This window comes from Bdellovibrio sp. HCB-110 (assembly GCF_047323225.1).
GTDB lineage: Bacteria > Bdellovibrionota > Bdellovibrionia > Bdellovibrionales > Bdellovibrionaceae > Bdellovibrio.
The window spans coordinates 1,249,643-1,266,615 of sequence record NZ_CP178750.1 but is presented as its reverse complement, the minus strand read 5'-3'; the positions used below and the strand labels follow the sequence as shown (position 1 = coordinate 1,266,615).

Genomic DNA, 16,973 nt, shown 5'->3' with positions numbered 1-16,973 from the left:
AGTGGCCATCTCTTAGAAACCAGAGACGTTGCCGATTTTGCGATCACCGTCTTCCAGTGGCAAGATGTCCTCAGCTTCTTTTCTATGCTTCACAAGAGTAGGCTTGGAAACACTCTTAGGTGCTGGAGCTTTTCTCTTTGGACGCTCATGTCCTTGCTCACTTGAAGCTCCCACACCGCGAATCAAAGTGCGTAGATCCGTCACAAGATCCGCCAAAAGAACGGCTTGAGCTGACATCTCTTCAGAGGATGCGGCTACCTCTTCCGACGAAGCTGCATTCCCTTGAGTCGCTTGGTCCAATTGATTCATGGCTTTGGAAATTTGCTCTAAACCACCTGCCTGCTCTTGGCTGGCAACAGAGATTTCGTTATTGAGATCTGCCACTTTTTTGACAGAGTTTACGATATCTTTTAGGACGGCCCCACTTTGGCTTGCCACGCGAGCGCCGTTTTCACTTTTCGACACGTTGTCTTGAATCAACGACGTGATGTCTTTTGCAGCGGCAGCACTTCTTTGTGCCAGATTTCTGACAGCTTCAGCAACAACCGCAAAACCTTTTCCTTGTTCGCCAGCGCGAGCAGCTTCAACGGCCGCATTCAGGGCCAACAAGTTTGTTTGGAAGGCGATATCATCAATAACTGTGATGATCTCTTCAATTTTCTTAGAACCGCTGGCAATGTCTTCCATCGCACCAATAAGTTTTGTGATTTCGCTTTCACCTTGCTCTGCAGAGTCCTTGGATTTTTGTGAAAGAGCGTTGGCTTCTTTGGCGTGATCGGCATTTAGTTTCACCATGCTTGAAAGTTCTTCCAAAGAGGCCACAGTTTCCTCAAGAGACGCGGCCGCTTCCGAAGATCCAGATGAAAGCTGCTGGCTGGCTGCCGACAACTGAGTTCCAGATGCCGATGTTTGGTCTGCCGAATTTGAAATTTCTCCGCTGATGCGGCTCAATGTCGTTGCCAACGAGTTCGCAAAAAGGAAACCCAAGACAGAGGCAAATAGAAATCCAACAGCGATCGTCAACGTCACGAACATCTCACCTTTGCTTGTTGTACTTTCAGCAAGAGCCTTCGCTTTTTTAACCGCCTCTTCATGGAAGCTTAAAAGATTTTCTAAGCCTTCAATATGTTCGCGGCGAATCATGCGAACGTCTTCATCCAAAAGCTTTTGTGCTACAGCCTCTTGATCTGGCTTGCCCGCTCGCTTCATAACTTCTTGAGAAGCAGAAACGTATTTTTTCCAAGCATCGTCCACTTTTTTAAAGAGCGCGTCTTCCCCTGGGAAAAACTCGATCTCAAGATACTTCTTGGTGTAATCGTCGTAGACTTTCAGGGATTCGTTGAATTCTTTAGTATAGTGATCCACTTCATCCGGTGTTTTAGCCATGAAAGCGCGAAGCATCGTTCTATTCACTTCTTGAGCGCGATATCTAATGCGTCCCAAAGTTTGCACATTCGGCAAGTTTTGGTTAGTGATGCTACTATAGATAGTTGCAACACTTTTATTTGAATACCAGCCAATTCCACCGACCACGAGAAGCAATAGCGAAATTCCTACAAATGCAGACAACATCTTAGCTTTCAAACTGAGCTTAGAAAACATTCTCATCCCCTATATATTTTCTTTTATTTTTTGAAATGACGGTGGAAATAACCGTAGTGGTGTATTTATACCGTAAACATGAAAATGTTATCGGTGAAGATTTAAAAACCTTAATAGATGAGGAATAATATTATTCAGTTTTTGACAAAAAAGAATCGTTATTTTAGGAATTCGGAAATTTCCACACGGAACGCGATGGATAATTTATGAAGTGTGTAGAGGCTCGGAGAGTGGCTTCCTGCCTCTAATCTCTGGTAATTGCGCAGATCAAACCCAAAATCTTCCATGTTTCGTTGAGACAAACCCTTGGATTTACGGATCTTCTTGATGTTCTCCGCAATTCGTCTCATTAACTTGTCATATTTCGTTTCTATTGATGCCACCTAAATAAGTTTATATGTACGGTATAATTGTACCAGTGGTGTTCTTATACCGTAATTAAGTCGAGGACAATTTTCTCATAGAACATGGCACGCATCAAAAGAACTCAGGACTGTGTAATAAAAGAAAACTAGACTTTGTTTTTCGCGGAATCACCCGAATCGTTGTGCACAAAAAAAAGTAACTCTCAGATACGCGAAGAATAAAAAGGATAAGTAAAAAATGGATTCAGTGCATGTACTTAAAGTCGATGGATTAAAAAAAAGCTTCCGTGATGAGGTTCAGCAAGTTATTCAGAACGTTTTGGCGACGATGCTCAACCACTCCGAAAAAGTAACAGTCACCTATGAAGTGGGAACGAAAACCACCGTGTTTAAAGTGGATTGCCACCCGGAAGACTACGGGCAGCTTCTTGGCAAGCAAGGCCGAAACATAGAAGGCTTGCGCCGGATTACAATTGCTATGATGGCTAAGTATGGCTGCCGAGCGATCATCGAAGTTCCTTATATAAAGAAGAACGAAGAAAACACCTAGTGTTGAGCCATTCGACGGCGTTGAACTTCATCTCGATAGAAGTTGCGCTCAAAACGGCGGAAAGACTCCACTCGAACTTCGGAACCTAAGATATCTTTCATGCGAGCGAGTGTTTCCGTCTCCAGTCCCCGCATCTTTTCCAAGCCCTCTTTAATAAAGTCAGGATGAATTTTCGATTTTCTCTCTGACAACTCTTTCACAAGAGCCGTCGCTGTTGAAAGAACTTGAATGGATTTGTCCTCATCTACCCGCCATGTTTTTAGCAAGTACTGCGATGCCGATTTATACAGCTTTTGTTGAAACTGTTGATCGGTGTAAATCTCTTGGAAGTTTCGAGTGTAAATGACCGCATCGGTATAAGAATCCTTGAGCTCTTCGGCTTGAGCTGGATTGAAACGACGTTTTTCCAATTCTTCCTGGCGCTTCTTCGCTTCGTTTTGCACCAGAGTTTGCATTGGCGCCTGATCGCCAGAAACCTTTTCGACAACAACTTGGCTCACGAAATAAACCAAAGCTCCCATGGCCAATCCCATGGAGGCCCAACGCAGCTTTTCGCTTTTGCGCTTCTTCATAAGGTTGACAGGTTTCGCGGAAGCCACTGTCGATTGCGACAACGAAGCGACACGACCGTCAATCGCCTCTTTAATATGTTCTTCCACTGACGCCGAGATATTGCGCCATTGTGTTGGCTCCATCATGGTCACGATTTCTTTTTCTACCGCTGCGTGGATCTCTTTAATTAAAGTGGCTTTTTTACGAATGACATCGTCCAAAAGATCTTGTTCCATCTTTTGCAGTTTCTTCGACATCTCAAGACGCATTTCTTCAAGACGCTCTTCCTCTGTTCTCACCATCGCTGATTTTTCTTTTTCCAGCTTTTCATTGAGGAAGATCTTTTGTCCTTCGTATTCTTTAAATAAATGAGCCTTTTTAGCTTCGATATCACGGACATCCATACTGAGCTGCGCCTGTTTTTCTTGCAGACCACGAACCGAGTCTTCCAATGTTTTATTCTGCTGTGCGAGCGTTTGCTGCTGGCCGCGATATTCTTTCAACTTGGATTCTTCTAAGGAAAGAATCTCTTTCACGCGAGTTTCTTCGGTATCATGAAGTTCTTTAAGTCGAGTGGCCTCATCTTCAAGAAGATTTTTAACGCGCGTTTCTTCATATTGGATTTTCAATTGCAATTCAGATTCAGCAGATCTGGTTTCTTCAAGAGACGTCGAAGAAACCGCCAACTGCTCCTGGGTCATTTTTAAATCCGCACTGACCTTTTCTAGAGTTTCTCTTTCTAGTTTCAGCTTGTCTTGAGTTTCCTTGGTTTGCAGTTGAGAAAATTCAAGAATACGGGATGCCTCATCACGGGCTCCTCTAAGAAGTCCGTCAGCTTCATTTTGCGCTACTTGACGACCGTGTTCTAATGCTTCGGTCTTCATTTTCTCCGCAGTCAATGTGGCTTCAGAAATTATATCTTCTGTGTCGCGACGGGCTTTTTCTTTAAGTCCTTGCACGTACATGTCGACTTCTTCACGAAGTTCTTGAGCCATGTTACGAGCATCTTGCAAAAGATTGCGCCCTTGCTGTTGATAATCCGCTAAAATCGCATCGGCCTCTTTATGAGCCTCTGCCATGCGGGTTTGATAAAAGTATTCGGCCTGGGCTTGCGCCTCACGGGCTTTTTGATAAATAGCCTGCACGCGTTTTTCGGCTTGAGTTTCACCCTCTAAAATAATCTGCGCGGCTTTTCTTTTTGCATCGTGCAGAACTTTTTCAGCTTGAAACGGAGCCATACTCGGAGGTGGCATCGCGACCGTGTCTTCAAGAACAGGCTCTTCCGGTGCCGGCCCTTCTTCTACGGGAAGAGGTTCTTCTTCAACCTGCTCCATTTTTAAATCAAAAGTTAAAATATATTCGGAGCGGCCTAATTGGATTTTATCCGTAGGAACAACATTGACCGGAGTTCCTTGGACAATCTTAGTGCCGTTGATAAAGGTTCCATTGGATGAGTTTTTGTCTTCGATCCAGATTTGATTCCAGCGACGACTGACAACCAAATGAACCCGGCTCACATGGTTATCATTTAAAGAGATGTCACAGTCAATAGAACGCCCGACGGTGAACGAATCTTTGTCCACCTCGCGACTTAGCACCTGATCCTTCCTTTGGATAGTGACTGTGAACGTATTCAAAACTAAGCTCCTCGGGCTACCGCCGCCTTGCCAATTTCTTTATTCAGAGCGTCCTCTGCCAACGCCTCGACAGCGTCGCGATGCTCATCAAAAGGTCTTTCATGGGCAGGGAAATTATTATTATCGCTACGATACCAAAGAAGGTCCAATGCACTTTCAAAACGATCCACCATTGAGACGTAAGATCTTTCCGGAGAAAGGATCGTGTTCGTCACATGAGAGAGAAGCGAGAAGATGATACCTACAATGGATGTTTTCATCGCAAACGAGATCTCGTGAAGGAAGCGGTCCATGATATTTTTCGTATTCTCAAGATCTTGCAGATTCATTGTTCCCAATTCTTGCAAACCGCCCGCGATACCGATGAAGGTTCCCAAAATACCGGCGACAACGAATAACCCCGGCAAAATTGAAACCAGGTCGTTAATGCCCACCATCGGAAGAACGCCAAATACGCGATTGAAACAAGGATTATGTTGCAATGTTGCTTTTGTGATATTGAGGAGTTTGGGATTGCCTTCACTCCACTTTAAGAATTTCACTTGTTTCAAAATGTCTTTTACCAGCCATGCACAACCTTGGCGCACAAGGAAAACACGGTCGCTCGTCGACATGATTGAATCCGGCTTTCTTCTTTTCATACGATCACGAATTTCAAAAACTTCATAGTATGTTCTCTCTAAAAGTTTTTTGGAAAGAACATAGAAGGACACATTGTCAGATTTTCCCGGAACTTCGCCTTCAATGAAATGATTCACGCGTTTTTCAAACTCACGGGCGAACCACTCATGGCGACGAACCGTATAGTAAATGATGGCTCTAAAAAAGAGTCCGACCAAAAAGACGCCCGCCATGACATACGGGAGCATGATAATAAAATATTCTGCAAAAGCCTTACTTGTCACAACCCACCCCTATTACTTTTTAGAATCCATGCTAAAACGAATAATAACTCTTTGTGCTTTCTTACAGTCATTTTGCTTGCAGAACTCTGCCGCTGAAGCGACATTGCGATTCTGCACTTTCATCACTTCCAAGAAGCTTCGTCCTGAGACTTTCATCAAAGAAAGAAGTTCTTTTTGGTGATCGAACTGAACATTCTGTTGATCGAGCATATATGTGAAAATGGAATTTGCGCGGCGGTAGCTGAGGTCCATGTTGTACTTCAACGCCACTTTGTCTTCTGGTTTGGGACTTTGTGGATCAATAAAGCGACCTTGATAAGTTGGCGAAGCAAAACCGATGACTTCAACGGCTGAAATCTTGTCAGAGATCTTAGGATTTCCAAAAAGAGATTTGGAATAAATTGGCATCGCTCTTTCAAGAACGCCCTTCATTTCCAATTTCAAACGATCCGAGTCACTGTCAAAGTACGCTTGACCGAAATCAAGGACAACATCACCTGTTTGCATATCAATGTCAGCTTTAACACCCGCTTTGGCGAAACCACGTTGAATTTCACCAGCCACCATTTTGCGCGCTTCAATTTCTGCACGGGCTTTAGCCAGTTGACCTTGTGTATCGCTCAACTGTCCTTGCAACGCCGCGACTTTTTGAGCTCCCGCGGTTCTTTCTGCCATCAAACCAGCATTGGCAGCGGCCAATCTCTGCGCACCTGCTGCTCTTTCAGCAGCAAGACCTGCTTGAAGACCCGCGCGTTCGTTTGCAAATCCTTCGGACATCGCAGCCATCTTGGCTTGGGATTCGGCTTTGGTTTTTGAAAGAGTGCCTGCAAGGTATTTAGCTTCTTGCTCTTTCTCGCTAAGCATTCCCTGCGTCTTAGAAAGTTCTCCCTGAACTTGTCCTAACTGCGTGCTTGCTTGCTGCAACTGTGCCTGATACTGAGCATTGACTTGGGAAAGTTGCTGAACCTTCTCGTGACTTTCTGCGCGGGCTTGAGCCATCTTCTGTTCAAAAAGATTTTTAGAAAGTTTATTCATTTTATAAGCGTAACGAAGTTCGTTCACGCGTTTTTGCAAAACGGCTTGAGTTTGCTTGATCTTGTTTTCACCTTGAGCAATCAATTGTTTCTTAGCTTGAATGTCCTTATTCAGCTCTGTGATTGTAACCTCTTGACCTTCGATCTCGACGTCTTGTTCTTTAATAAGATCATCACGATTGATGATTTTTGCTTTCGCCATCTTATTGGAGTTCAAAACGTTGCGAACCATCTGTTGATACTTATTAAGAGCTTTGACCTTTTTTTCATTTTCAAGTGCCTCTTGCACCAGACGGTCTTTTTCGGTCTTCGCATCCTCTTGCAGGAGAGTGAGCTTATCCATAAGCTCCTGATACTCCTGAGCCTCATCCTTGGTGGCTTGATTTTCGATATAGTCATTCTTGACTGATTCGTACATTTTCAATTGATGCTCCAACTCTTCCACTTTCATGGAAAGCTTTTGGTTCTCAATTTGATTTCGTAAACCTTCCGTTCCTGTTCTTAGGCTGGCCGTAACATATAATAGAAGAAAGATCGTGCTAAGCCCGAGAAACAAGTCCGAATAGGACGTCCAAAAACTATCCTGCGAATGATGTTCTTTGTTCTTACTATAATTAAAAGACATAACAGACGCACCCCACCTGCAAACAAGGATAGCAGGGAGTGCCGCGAGGTCGATGCCTCAAAAACAGAATCTTGTGTTTTTCTTTATACGAAAGTGTCGAACTCCTGGCCACGTCCAGGAGAACTCAGATTTACGTTGAGGAATTCTGACCACACTTTTTTCAGTATTTAAAGAAATGGTAAAAATTCCTGCGCTCTTTGTTTATCTCACACCCTGAGTAGGGCGTGGAGTTGGAATAGGAATATTCGTCATAGGCACAGGCTGATTTTGAGATATTGCCGGTGTCTCATTTTCTTCGTTCTCGTCTTCCTCATCGTTTTCGTGATTGTGTTGATCGTCGCTCTCTGGCTCAATCACGACATCTTCATCACTCTCAACCTCGCCCGTCTGACCTAAATCTGGAGGACGCGGAATTGGAAGAGGTACTTGATCGGGAAGGTCTGAACTCCCTTCGTCAGTAACATTCTTGCACGAAGCTATTTTATTATTCGTATTCGGAAAAAGACGACTGACCATGAATTCAAAAGCCTTAGGGCACTTTTGTTTTAACAAATCTGGATAAACGACATAGGCCTCAAAGACCTCAGCAAATTCTTCGTTAAACTTGGAAGCGGCGTAACCCGTAATGCGACAACGCGTCCGCCCAGTGAATCGCGCATACTGCTGATACACTCCCGAGTTTCCGACCTTATGACCTAATTCATGCATCATCCGTCCCACGTTTGTGCCTTTCGGAGAACCTTTCAAACGACGGACGTTGATAGTGTTGGCACCTTGATTCCATTTCCCGGAAGCTTGGATAAATTTATAGTCCTGGCGCCAAGGATGTGGAATAGGGTCTCCACATAAACGTTCCACTTGCGCGATTCCTTTTGCCAAGGCCGCGATCTCGGCTTCAGAAGGATTTCCAGAATAATCAATTCCGTTTCTTTCAAGAATCTCTTTGGGAGTCGAGTCATGAGCCGCGATACAAGAGCCCGTAGCCGCCACCGGGTAGCGATACATGGTATAAAAATTTTGCGCGTAGGTTTGTTCGCTAGAGAACGTCACCGAAGCCACAAGGGCTATCATCGAAAAGGATGTTACAAGCTTACTAAAGAGAGTTACGCTTTTTTGTTCAGCAAGTGTTAACTTCTTTGCCACAGGAATCCCCTTTTATTAAAGCTAGATTTCAAGAATCTAACTTTGCAAAAAGCACTCCCTGTTGGGATTTCAAGATGTCTCAGTCTGAGTCGTCTTTCTTTTTATCTTTTGAAAAGCCATAAGGACAATGGCGGCAGCCCGATTCACAACAGTGACCACGGCGTTTGTGAAAGAGCTCCGTGAATACAATGTATCCCGTGACGGGATCGACATAGGTGTCTTCTCCCCGCTCACAGGCCTTTTGATGAAGCTCTTCGAATTTAATTTCCATTTTTTAGTTTTGCGTAGATAAGCGTGTCGCGGCGCTGGCCGTTTTCGATGCTGTGTTTGCGCAAACGAGCCTCGAACGTGTATCCGCAGCGTTCAGCCACTTTTCCGGAGCGTGCGTTCCCGCCGGAACAACGAATCTCTATTCTGAAAAATCCGATATCGAACAAAGTTTTCTCAAGAGCTTTTACCGCATCACTGATGTAACCCTTGCCTTCGAATTGTCCCAGAATCCAGTATCCCAACTCACAGCGATTATGATCCCAGGCGATGGTGTGAACTCCGACGTTGCCGATATAGGTATTGCCTTCGTTCAAAAAGACACCGTAGTCGAACATCTTGTAGTCTTGCCACTGACGATGAGTCATTTCTATATACTCACGCTCGTCATGAATTCCCTTTGTCCAAGCGACCCAAGGAAGAAAACGCCCCAGGCGCTCACGATCCTGATCTACGTATTTGAACATAGTCTCGGCTAACTCAATTTGATGCTTCTTCAACGTGACTCTGTCAGCAGCAATCAGTTCAGGAAGAAATTGAGGATTCACAAGGACCTCGCTCATCGGACTATTTAATCTTGGAAGTAAGTTCGGAAAGGCGAATGTTGGAAAGATAATTCATGGAGTTTGTTTCAATGCCGTTGACGACTTCGTCGAGAAGTTTCCCCATATTGCAACTGACCAGGCATTGCTTCGAAGGTTCTTTATCCGGAGTCGCAATAAGTTTTTTATCGCAAACAGCCGTGTAGATATCACGCAGAGAAATTTCTTTCGCCGTTTTAGAAAGACGAACTCCGCCGGCTTTTCCTTTGAAAGACTCTAGGAGTCCTGCCTCAACCAGTTTCGCGACCAAACGACGAATCACCGTCGGATTCGTGCGAATGCTCTCCGCTAACTGCTCTGACGTCATAAGCTCTCCTTTGTGGAAAGCCAGGGCCGTCATGATATGAACTGAGACAGAAAATCTTTGGTCAACCATACGTAAATCATACCTTAAGCCTTAAAAATAAACAATCGCAAGGACCTAAGGCCCCATTATTAATCATTATAAGGAGTTCTCACTTTAATTGTGCGTTTTACTGTTGCAATTAAGCCAGAACCCCTTTATATTGTGCTTGTGTCTGTTACATTATGATCGTCTTAAATGAAAGTGAGTCATATGAATCATGCGAATATAAAAGAAGCTCTGGAATGGCGTTACGCCACGAAGCGCTACGATGCGACTAAAAAAATCTCGGAAAATGACTGGAACCTTCTGAAACAATCCCTCCACCTCTCCCCGTCCTCTTATGGAGTGCAACCTTGGAAGTTTCTGGTGATTGAAAACCCTGAGGTTCGTGAAAAACTCAAAGCCGTGTCTTGGAATCAAACCCAAGTCACAGACGCGAGCCACTATGTCGTCTTTTTATATAAGCAAGAAGTTGATCCTCAATTTATTCAAAAATTCGTGGATCGTATCGTCGAAGTTCGCGGGGTTCCCGCTGAATCTTTAGATGGTTACAAAGGCATGATGATCGAAAACCTTGCCAAAGCACCTGATGAAAAAATCAGAGTGTGGTCGCAACGCCAAGCCTATATTGCTATGGGCTTCTTGCTGCAAACTGCCGCTCTTTTGAAAATTGATGCGACTCCGATGGAAGGTTTAGATGCCACAGCTTATGACAAGATCTTGGGTCTTGAAGGCTCTGGTTACAAAACTGTTGCTACAGTCGCTTTGGGATATCGACATCCTGAAGATTCATTTCAAAATCTCAAAAAAGTCCGCTTCGCTGAAGACACTATTATTCAGTACGTGAAGTAGATCCCGCCTTTTCTAAAAAGCCTCGGCGTTTTTATCCCTCCGACGCCGGGGCTTTTCTTTTTTAAGGTACGCCGTACCTTTTTGTAATGCGGTGTAGACGCAAAAAATCCCCTGGCACCTTTTTAAAAGAAATCTATTTTCCAGATCTATTTTCTATTCTCTATTTGATGTCTTGTAGAGATACAGAAACCATTGTTGAAACTCCGCGCTCTTGCATAGTTACGCCGTAAAGTTTACCCGCAACTTCCATCGTGTGTTTGTTATGTGTAACAACGATGATTTGTGAACGTTTCGCCATTTCACGAACAAGGTCGTTGAAACGGAATACGTTGGCGTCATCAAGTGGAGCGTCAACCTCATCCAGCAAGCAGTATGGAGATGGTTTCACGAGGAAGATCGAGAATACCAACGCAACCGCCGTCAACGCTTTCTCACCACCCGACATCAAAGACACGTTTTGAGTCTTTTTGCCTGGAGGGCGTGCGATGATTTCGATACCCGCTTCGTTCTTCTCTGTTTCTTCAACAAGTTCCAACCACGCTTCACCACCACCGAAAAGGACTGGGAATACGCGAGTGAATCTATCGTTAACCAAATCAAAGGTCTCTTTGAAACGCTTAGAGCAGATTCTGTTGATACGATCGATCACTTTACGAAGTTGTTCTTTCGCCTCTGTCAAATCCGCGTGCTGTTTCGTCAAGAACTCATAACGTTGAGCTGTGTCTTCGTACTCTTCAATTGCAGAAAGATTGACTTCACCGATCTTCGCCAATTTCTCGCGAAGTTCTTTAAGTTCCGCATCCGCTGCCAAGAAGTCACCTTCACGACCCGCGTATTTTTCAACAACGTCCGGAAGATTCAACATGTAACGTTCACGCACTTGGTCGATCAAGTACTGCTCTTTCATCTTAGCTTGTTCAAGCTTCAATTGAGAGTCGTTCATTTTGTGTTGTCTTTCGTTACGCGCACGTTGCGAAGCACTTGCTTCGTCTTCGATCGCGCGGATCGATTCAGACATCACCTCGTATTCGTCTTTTGTGCGAGCTGCTTGAAGCTTCAATTGCTCTACTTCATCCAAAAGACGTTCAAATTCGATTTTCTTTTCTTCCAAAAGGATTTGGCTCTCTGTCATTTGAGAGTTGTAGCCTTCAGCTTCTTCGCTCATGCGAGCCAATTGCGCCTCAAGGTCACTCAAAGACTTAGAAACCATTTCAAGCTGTCTCAAAACACCTGTGTATTCTTGAGTTTTCGAAGCAGACTTCACTTGAAGATCCGTCACTTCTGCTTGAAGACCGTCAAAACCCAAACGAACAGAGTTAAGTTCACTGTTCAAAGTCTCAACTTCACCCTCAAGAAGAACTTTCTTCTCGCGAGCATCGATCAAGGCTTGGTTCAATTCTTCCATTTTTTGTTCTTGAACTTCCAACTGCTCAGTCAATTTTTTGACTTCGCGTTCTTGGCGTTCAACCGCTGATTGCGCGTTTTGAACTTCGTTTTCCGCACGTTCAAAGTCTTTTCTCAATTCCGCAACTTTGATCTCTTGATCCATTTTGCGTTTTTGAGCGCCTTCGAAATCGTTTACGACGTTCGCCAATTGCTCTTCAACTTTTTTCAAAGCCATCTGAGCCAATTGAAGTTTTCCAGCGTATTCGTCTTTTTTCTCTGACAATTCTTTTATTTCACGGCGGCGTTTTAGCATGCCTGAATCCGCAGATTCAGAAGAACCACCCGTCAAAACACCGTCAGCCGTCAATGTGTCACCGTCAAGAGTCACAAATGTCCAGCCCGTGTATTTCGCACGAAGATTCAAAGCCGTACGGATCGAATCAACGATTGCAACACCGTCCAACATGTAAGTGACAGTGTTTTGGAATTTATCAGCCGCTTTGACGACGTCTTTCAAGATGGCTTGAACACCTTCTTGACCCATCGGAGCTTCAGAGCGGTTGTAAGCCAAAGTTTGGTCATTTGCAGACATGAAGCTCGAACGACCGGATTTGTTTTCTTTCAAGTGAGAAACCGCATCAACGGCGATGTTCGCATCAGAAGACAAAAGCATTTGCAGGCGTGAACCCAATGCCGCTTCCATGGCCACTTCGTATTCCGCCGGAACTTCCACAACCTCAGAAACAGGTTGGAAGTGAGTGACAACGGAACCATCCGCCATCATCTCTTGAGTGCGCGTTTTTTGCCACAACATCACTTGCTTCACACCTTCTTGGAAGCCCTCGAAGTTGTTTTGCAAGTTCTCAAGACCGTACAAACGAGAAGCCACTTCATTCAAAGAATCTTTGAATTCTTCAACTTCGACTTTTTTAGTCGCCGCTGATTCCATCAAAATCTTTTTGTTGGCTTCGAAAGAATCTACGTCGCTTGCCAAGTCCAATTGCATTTGGCGCTCTTTATCAAGTTCGTTTGTCACTTTCTTACGGCGACTTTCGAACTCAACTTGTTTTTCGCGAAGTTCATTCAACACTTGTTGTTCGTTGTCTTGACGGTCCGTCAAATCAGCGATTTGTGCTGACAATGAATTCACACGAGCATCCAAAGAAGACTCTGACTGACCTACCGCGAACAACTCGCGACGTTTCGTCGTCAAATCTTCATCAACTGTTCCAATACGAGAGTTGAAGTTTTGGAAGATGTCGTTTTTCTCTGTGAAGGAAGCTGTCAATGTTTCAGCTTCTTCCTTAAGTTCTGTTACTTGCGCTTCCAAAGAAGCTTTGTCACGAGCTAGCAACTCTTGGCGGGCTTGCTGTTCTTGCAAGATCGTGCCCGTCATTTGCTCGTTACGACGAGCCTGCTCAATTTCGAAACGAAGTTCTTGGACTTCCATTTCTTTTTTCTGAACAGTGCTTTGCTTGTCGAAATAAATCGTTTGGTGCTCTTCAGCCAATTTCTCTTTTTCAAGGATTTGAAGTTTCAAAACTTCAAGCTGGCTTTGCAGCGTAGAAAGGTTGGCATCACCCTCCACTTCCATGCTTTGCGCTTCATTGAAGATCGCTTGAGCTTCATTCGCCGCACGTGCCAACTCGATGTATTGAGCTGAAGACAACCATAGATCCAAATCTTCGATTTGGTTTTTGATATTGCGGTAACGTTCTGCACGCTGTGCTTGTCTTTGCAAAGAATCGATTTGGCGTTTCAACTCGCCGATGATGTCTTGCAAACGCACCAAGTTTTGATCTGTAGAAACCAACTTACGCTGAGATTCTTTTTTACGAGCTTTGAACTTCGTAATACCGGCCGCTTCTTCGATAAGCATACGACGGTCTTCAGGTTTCGAAGTGATGATCTTACCGATCATACCTTGAGCGATGATAGAGAAACCTTTAGAACCCGCACCTGTATCCATGAAGATCTCTTGCAAGTCTTTCAAACGTGCAGGCTCTTTATTGATGAAGTACTCACCCTCGCCGCTTCTGTGCAGACGACGAGTCACCATGATTTCAGAATGCTTGATGTATTTTACCGGGAATGCACCACCGTCATTTTCAAGAGTCAGAGAAACTTCGCACATACCAAGAGGTGCATAGCCTTCAGCTCCACCAAAGATAACGTCAGTCATTTGCGACGCGCGAAGATCTTTCGCGGACTGGTCACCCATAACCCACATTAAGGCATCAACGATATTGGATTTACCGCAACCATTGGGACCGACGATACCAGTAATACCGGCGTCGAAGTGAATGACGGTGCGATCTTTAAAAGACTTAAAACCAACCAGTTCAATTTTTTTAATTCTCACGAAACTTCCCCTCAATACCGCCCTTGGTCTAGCTAGACCAAAGACCATTTCAATCTCGCGAGTGTTGGGAAGTATGTCAACAAGAGGCTCTTAAAAGAGGATGTGTCGCTGAAAACTTAGGCAGAGTTTGCGGGATATATTTCGCATCGCGTTTCTTTGAAAGACTCTATGTGCCTAGGTCTTATGCAATGACGGGAGAGTTTCATAAAACAAAACGGCGCACCATATTTGGTGCGCCGCATATTTAATTTCGTACTTAGATACTATTGGCAGCGAACGATTTGGCCGTACTGGTTGTAAAGTGTGTAACCAGCGCAGTTGAATTGAGTGCCGCACTGAACCCATTGCATACCGTCTGTATGAGGACCGCTGCACACCATCGTTTGGTATCCACCCGTATTGTTTTGGTAGCACAAAGATGTGTTCGCTTGTTGGATCATTTGACCATTGATGTTTTGGTAGCAAATACCATTTTGCAAAACGTAACTTCCACCATTGTTGTAGCAAAGGTTTGTGTTTGCTTGCTGGATCAATTGTCCATTTACGTTTTGGTAGCAAATACCATTTTGCATGATGTAGCTTCCAGCACCGTTACAAAGACTTGTGTTAGACTGTTGGATCAACTGTCCATTCACGTTTTGATAACAGATACCATTCATCATTTGATAGGCACCTACTGTATTTGTTGAACCTTTATTGTCCTTGCTACAATTTGCTAGAAGCAATGTGATTGCTACAAGAGACAACGCTTTAAAAATTTTAGATACAATATTTAAGTTTTTCATAAAATTTGTTTCCTCAATGCCCTTACCTAAAGCAAGAGCTCGGCCAACCCGTGCCAACTTTGAAATAACAAAGTCATTTCTAGGGATTAGCCAACTAAGGAGAGAGTGTGGAGAGGGCTTTCTTCGTCTGAATCATTGACAGTGCCGACAAATGGCATGCCCTTTACCGTCACTCGCGGCGCAAATGTTTCATGGTGAGACACATCCCCACACTATTTTCTTTACTATTTAAAGAGTCATCTCGAAGGAGACTTAGCTGACAAGCTTCTTGCGAATCTTAATATAAGCCCAAGCACACAAGATGAGGCTTTGGATAACTAAAATGCTTCCACTATATAAGAAGGCTTCTGCAATCCCCCGCTCCCAGAAAAGAGCCTGCGCCAAACGCACACCATGGATAAGCGGAAAAAACTCCGCCACAATACGCACGGGTTGAGACATTGAATCAATCGGAAAGAAAATTCCCGATAAGAAATAAAGAGGCGCAATAATAAACGAATACACTGTTTGAAACTGATTAATATTGCGAACCAAAGCTGTTGCTAAAAGCCCCATAGCTCCGCAGGGAATCGCCACCAACAATCCAACAATAGATAGAGCGGGGATCAACCACGGATTCACCATCAAACCAAAGAGCGCCAAAACGATGGCAACTCCCACGGCCATCACCGCACCTTTAAGTCCCACCCAAATCAATTCGCCAAACACCACTTCTTGCACTCCGATGGGTGTCGTGAGCATGGCCTTAAAAACATTTTCAAAAGTCATACGAACGTAAAACCCGTAACTGCTTTCAAAGAATGAAGTGAAAAGAGCCGTGGCCACTGTCAAACCCGGCGCTAGGAATTGCATGTAGCTCATTCCTTCAACATCAGTCAGAAAAGACCCTAAACCCAATCCCAATGACACTAAGATCAGTGCAGGGTCTGCCACCGTTGGCGAAATATTTGCGATAAGATCTTTTTTATAAACGATCCAGTTTCGGTGCGTGATGTGAAAGTACAGACGAATTGACTCAAGCATCGGAAGAAAGCTCCTGTCCTGTTAACTTTAAAAAGACATCTTCAAGATTCGACGGTCTGATTTGCAAAGGCGTTAAACCGTGATCCGTGTGGAAGGTGATTAAATCATTTAACATCGTGGCTCTGATATACACGCCGGACGTATCTTCATAACGATAAAGATCCTCACGACGATGAATCAGCGTTCCGATTTTTTCTCGATCGTTCAAACCAAAGATCGCCACGTACCCTGGTGTGTTCTTAGAAATCATGGCCTGCGGAGTTCCCTCGGCAACAACTTTTCCCTTATTCAAAATCACGAGCTTATTGCAAAGCACTTCAGCTTCATGCATGTAGTGAGTTGTTAAAACAATCGTTGTGCCTTTTTGATGAAGCTCTTTCACCTTCCCCCAAAGAAGATGGCGAACCGCAGGGTCTAATCCTGTCGTCGGCTCGTCGAGAATTAAAAGTTCCGGCTGACCCAAAAGAGCGCGCACAAAAACAAGACGTCTTTTCATTCCCCCAGAGAGGGCCTGAATGCGATCATCCCTTTTGTGCGATAAGTTCATGTATTCCAAAAGATCTTCAACGCGCTTTTTTCTTTCGTTTTTCGGAATACCGATAAAGGCGCAATAGATCATCATGTTTTCAAGAACTGTGAGACTCTCGTCCAAAGCATTCTCTTGCGTGACCACGCCAAGACGTTTTTTAATATCTCGACTTTGTTTTTGCGGGTCATGACCAAAAACAGTCAGAGAACCTGACGTTCTTTGTACAGTTCCGTAAGTCATACTGATAAAAGTAGATTTCCCGGCGCCATTGGGACCAAGCAGACCAAAGCAATCCCCTTGCTTGATTTCAAGATCCAGCCCATCCACAGCGTTGAATTCACCAAATGATTTAACTAAAGATTTCGCAACAATCACAGTTCACGTCCACTTTTTAAAAGATGCTGGTAA

The 16,973-nt window shown here is 44.3% G+C and carries 15 protein-coding genes; 2 read left to right on the top strand and 13 right to left on the bottom strand.

Annotation, left to right across the window (positions count from 1 at the left end; all coding sequences use genetic code 11):
- Positions 1-12: 12 nt before the first annotated feature.
- Together ACL934_RS06010 and ACL934_RS06005 are read right to left on the bottom strand one after the other, a co-directional pair.
- Entirely contained in the window at positions 13-1,602 is a 1,590-nt protein-coding gene (locus ACL934_RS06010; protein WP_374078796.1) for a methyl-accepting chemotaxis protein, read from the bottom strand.
- A gap of 158 nt (positions 1,603-1,760) precedes the next feature.
- Positions 1,761-1,952 (bottom strand): helix-turn-helix domain-containing protein, encoded by a 192-nt coding sequence (locus ACL934_RS06005; RefSeq protein WP_413613216.1) that lies wholly within the window; start codon positions 1,950-1,952, stop codon positions 1,761-1,763.
- A gap of 253 nt (positions 1,953-2,205) precedes the next feature.
- On the opposite strand from ACL934_RS06005, the gene ACL934_RS06000 reads away from it, so the two are divergent.
- Positions 2,206-2,517 (top strand): KH domain-containing protein, encoded by a 312-nt coding sequence (locus tag ACL934_RS06000; RefSeq protein WP_413613215.1) that lies wholly within the window; start codon positions 2,206-2,208, stop codon positions 2,515-2,517.
- Here ACL934_RS06000 and ACL934_RS05995 read toward each other — a convergent pair.
- The 7 genes from ACL934_RS05995 to ACL934_RS05965 form a co-directional block, all read right to left on the bottom strand.
- Positions 2,514-4,706, bottom strand: coding sequence for an FHA domain-containing protein (locus ACL934_RS05995; protein ID WP_413613214.1), 2,193 nt, complete (start codon positions 4,704-4,706; stop codon positions 2,514-2,516). The two genes, ACL934_RS06000 and ACL934_RS05995, sit on opposite strands and share 4 nt — an antisense overlap.
- Positions 4,707-4,708: 2 nt before the next feature.
- Positions 4,709-5,611, bottom strand: a complete 903-nt coding sequence (locus tag ACL934_RS05990) for a hypothetical protein (RefSeq protein WP_374078790.1) — start codon at positions 5,609-5,611, stop codon at positions 4,709-4,711.
- Positions 5,612-5,623: 12 nt separating this feature from the next.
- Positions 5,624-7,270 (bottom strand): microtubule-binding protein, encoded by a 1,647-nt coding sequence (locus tag ACL934_RS05985; RefSeq protein WP_374078788.1) that lies wholly within the window; start codon positions 7,268-7,270, stop codon positions 5,624-5,626.
- Between the two features lie 201 nt (positions 7,271-7,471).
- Positions 7,472-8,413, bottom strand: a complete 942-nt coding sequence (locus ACL934_RS05980; protein WP_374078785.1) for a hypothetical protein — start codon at positions 8,411-8,413, stop codon at positions 7,472-7,474.
- Positions 8,414-8,492: 79 nt separating this feature from the next.
- The gene (locus ACL934_RS05975) at positions 8,493-8,684 is read right to left on the bottom strand and encodes a DUF5522 domain-containing protein (protein WP_374078784.1); all 192 of its coding nucleotides are present in this window, start codon (positions 8,682-8,684) and stop codon (positions 8,493-8,495) included.
- A complete protein-coding gene (locus ACL934_RS05970) occupies positions 8,674-9,228 on the bottom strand; it encodes a GNAT family N-acetyltransferase (protein WP_374078781.1) in 555 nt (184 codons plus the stop codon). The genes ACL934_RS05975 and ACL934_RS05970 overlap by 11 nt, the downstream gene beginning before the upstream one ends.
- A 19-nt stretch (positions 9,229-9,247) precedes the next feature.
- Positions 9,248-9,658, bottom strand: coding sequence for an RrF2 family transcriptional regulator (locus ACL934_RS05965; RefSeq protein ID WP_413613213.1), 411 nt, complete (start codon positions 9,656-9,658; stop codon positions 9,248-9,250).
- A gap of 180 nt (positions 9,659-9,838) precedes the next feature.
- On the opposite strand from ACL934_RS05965, the gene ACL934_RS05960 reads away from it, so the two are divergent.
- Positions 9,839-10,480 (top strand): NAD(P)H-dependent oxidoreductase, encoded by a 642-nt coding sequence (locus ACL934_RS05960; protein WP_413613212.1) that lies wholly within the window; start codon positions 9,839-9,841, stop codon positions 10,478-10,480.
- Positions 10,481-10,640: 160 nt separating this feature from the next.
- Here the strand turns inward: ACL934_RS05960 and smc are convergent, their stop codons facing one another.
- From smc to ACL934_RS05940, 4 genes are all read right to left on the bottom strand, one after another.
- On the bottom strand, positions 10,641-14,228 hold the full coding sequence (smc, locus tag ACL934_RS05955; protein ID WP_413613211.1) for a chromosome segregation protein SMC: 3,588 nt from the start codon (positions 14,226-14,228) through the stop codon (positions 10,641-10,643).
- A 263-nt stretch (positions 14,229-14,491) separates the two neighbouring features.
- Positions 14,492-15,013: a hypothetical protein gene (locus ACL934_RS05950; RefSeq protein ID WP_374078777.1), complete on the bottom strand. Its 522-nt coding sequence runs from the start codon at positions 15,011-15,013 to the stop codon at positions 14,492-14,494.
- Positions 15,014-15,265: 252 nt separating this feature from the next.
- Complete coding sequence (locus tag ACL934_RS05945; protein ID WP_413613210.1) at positions 15,266-16,036, bottom strand: ABC transporter permease; 771 nt, start codon at positions 16,034-16,036, stop codon at positions 15,266-15,268.
- Positions 16,029-16,940, bottom strand: coding sequence for an ABC transporter ATP-binding protein (locus tag ACL934_RS05940; protein ID WP_374078773.1), 912 nt, complete (start codon positions 16,938-16,940; stop codon positions 16,029-16,031). Before ACL934_RS05940 ends, ACL934_RS05945 begins: the two co-directional genes overlap by 8 nt.
- Positions 16,941-16,973: the final 33 nt, after the last annotated feature.

Excerpts from the sequence above, each read along its gene's own strand:
- ACL934_RS05950 (WP_374078777.1), bottom strand. The coding sequence starts at position 15,013 with ATGAAAAACTTAAATATTGTATCTAAAATTTTTAAAGCGTTGTCTCTT.
- ACL934_RS05945 (WP_413613210.1), bottom strand. The coding sequence starts at position 16,036 with ATGCTTGAGTCAATTCGTCTGTACTTTCACATCACGCACCGAAACTGG.
- ACL934_RS06005 (WP_413613216.1), bottom strand. The coding sequence starts at position 1,952 with ATGAGACGAATTGCGGAGAACATCAAGAAGATCCGTAAATCCAAGGGT.
- ACL934_RS05965 (WP_413613213.1), bottom strand. The coding sequence starts at position 9,658 with ATGGTTGACCAAAGATTTTCTGTCTCAGTTCATATCATGACGGCCCTG.
- ACL934_RS06010 (WP_374078796.1), bottom strand. The coding sequence starts at position 1,602 with ATGTTTTCTAAGCTCAGTTTGAAAGCTAAGATGTTGTCTGCATTTGTA.
- ACL934_RS06000 (WP_413613215.1), top strand. The coding sequence starts at position 2,206 with ATGGATTCAGTGCATGTACTTAAAGTCGATGGATTAAAAAAAAGCTTC.
- ACL934_RS05960 (WP_413613212.1), top strand. The coding sequence starts at position 9,839 with ATGAATCATGCGAATATAAAAGAAGCTCTGGAATGGCGTTACGCCACG.
- ACL934_RS05975 (WP_374078784.1), bottom strand. The coding sequence starts at position 8,684 with ATGGAAATTAAATTCGAAGAGCTTCATCAAAAGGCCTGTGAGCGGGGA.
- ACL934_RS05985 (WP_374078788.1), bottom strand. The coding sequence starts at position 7,270 with ATGTCTTTTAATTATAGTAAGAACAAAGAACATCATTCGCAGGATAGT.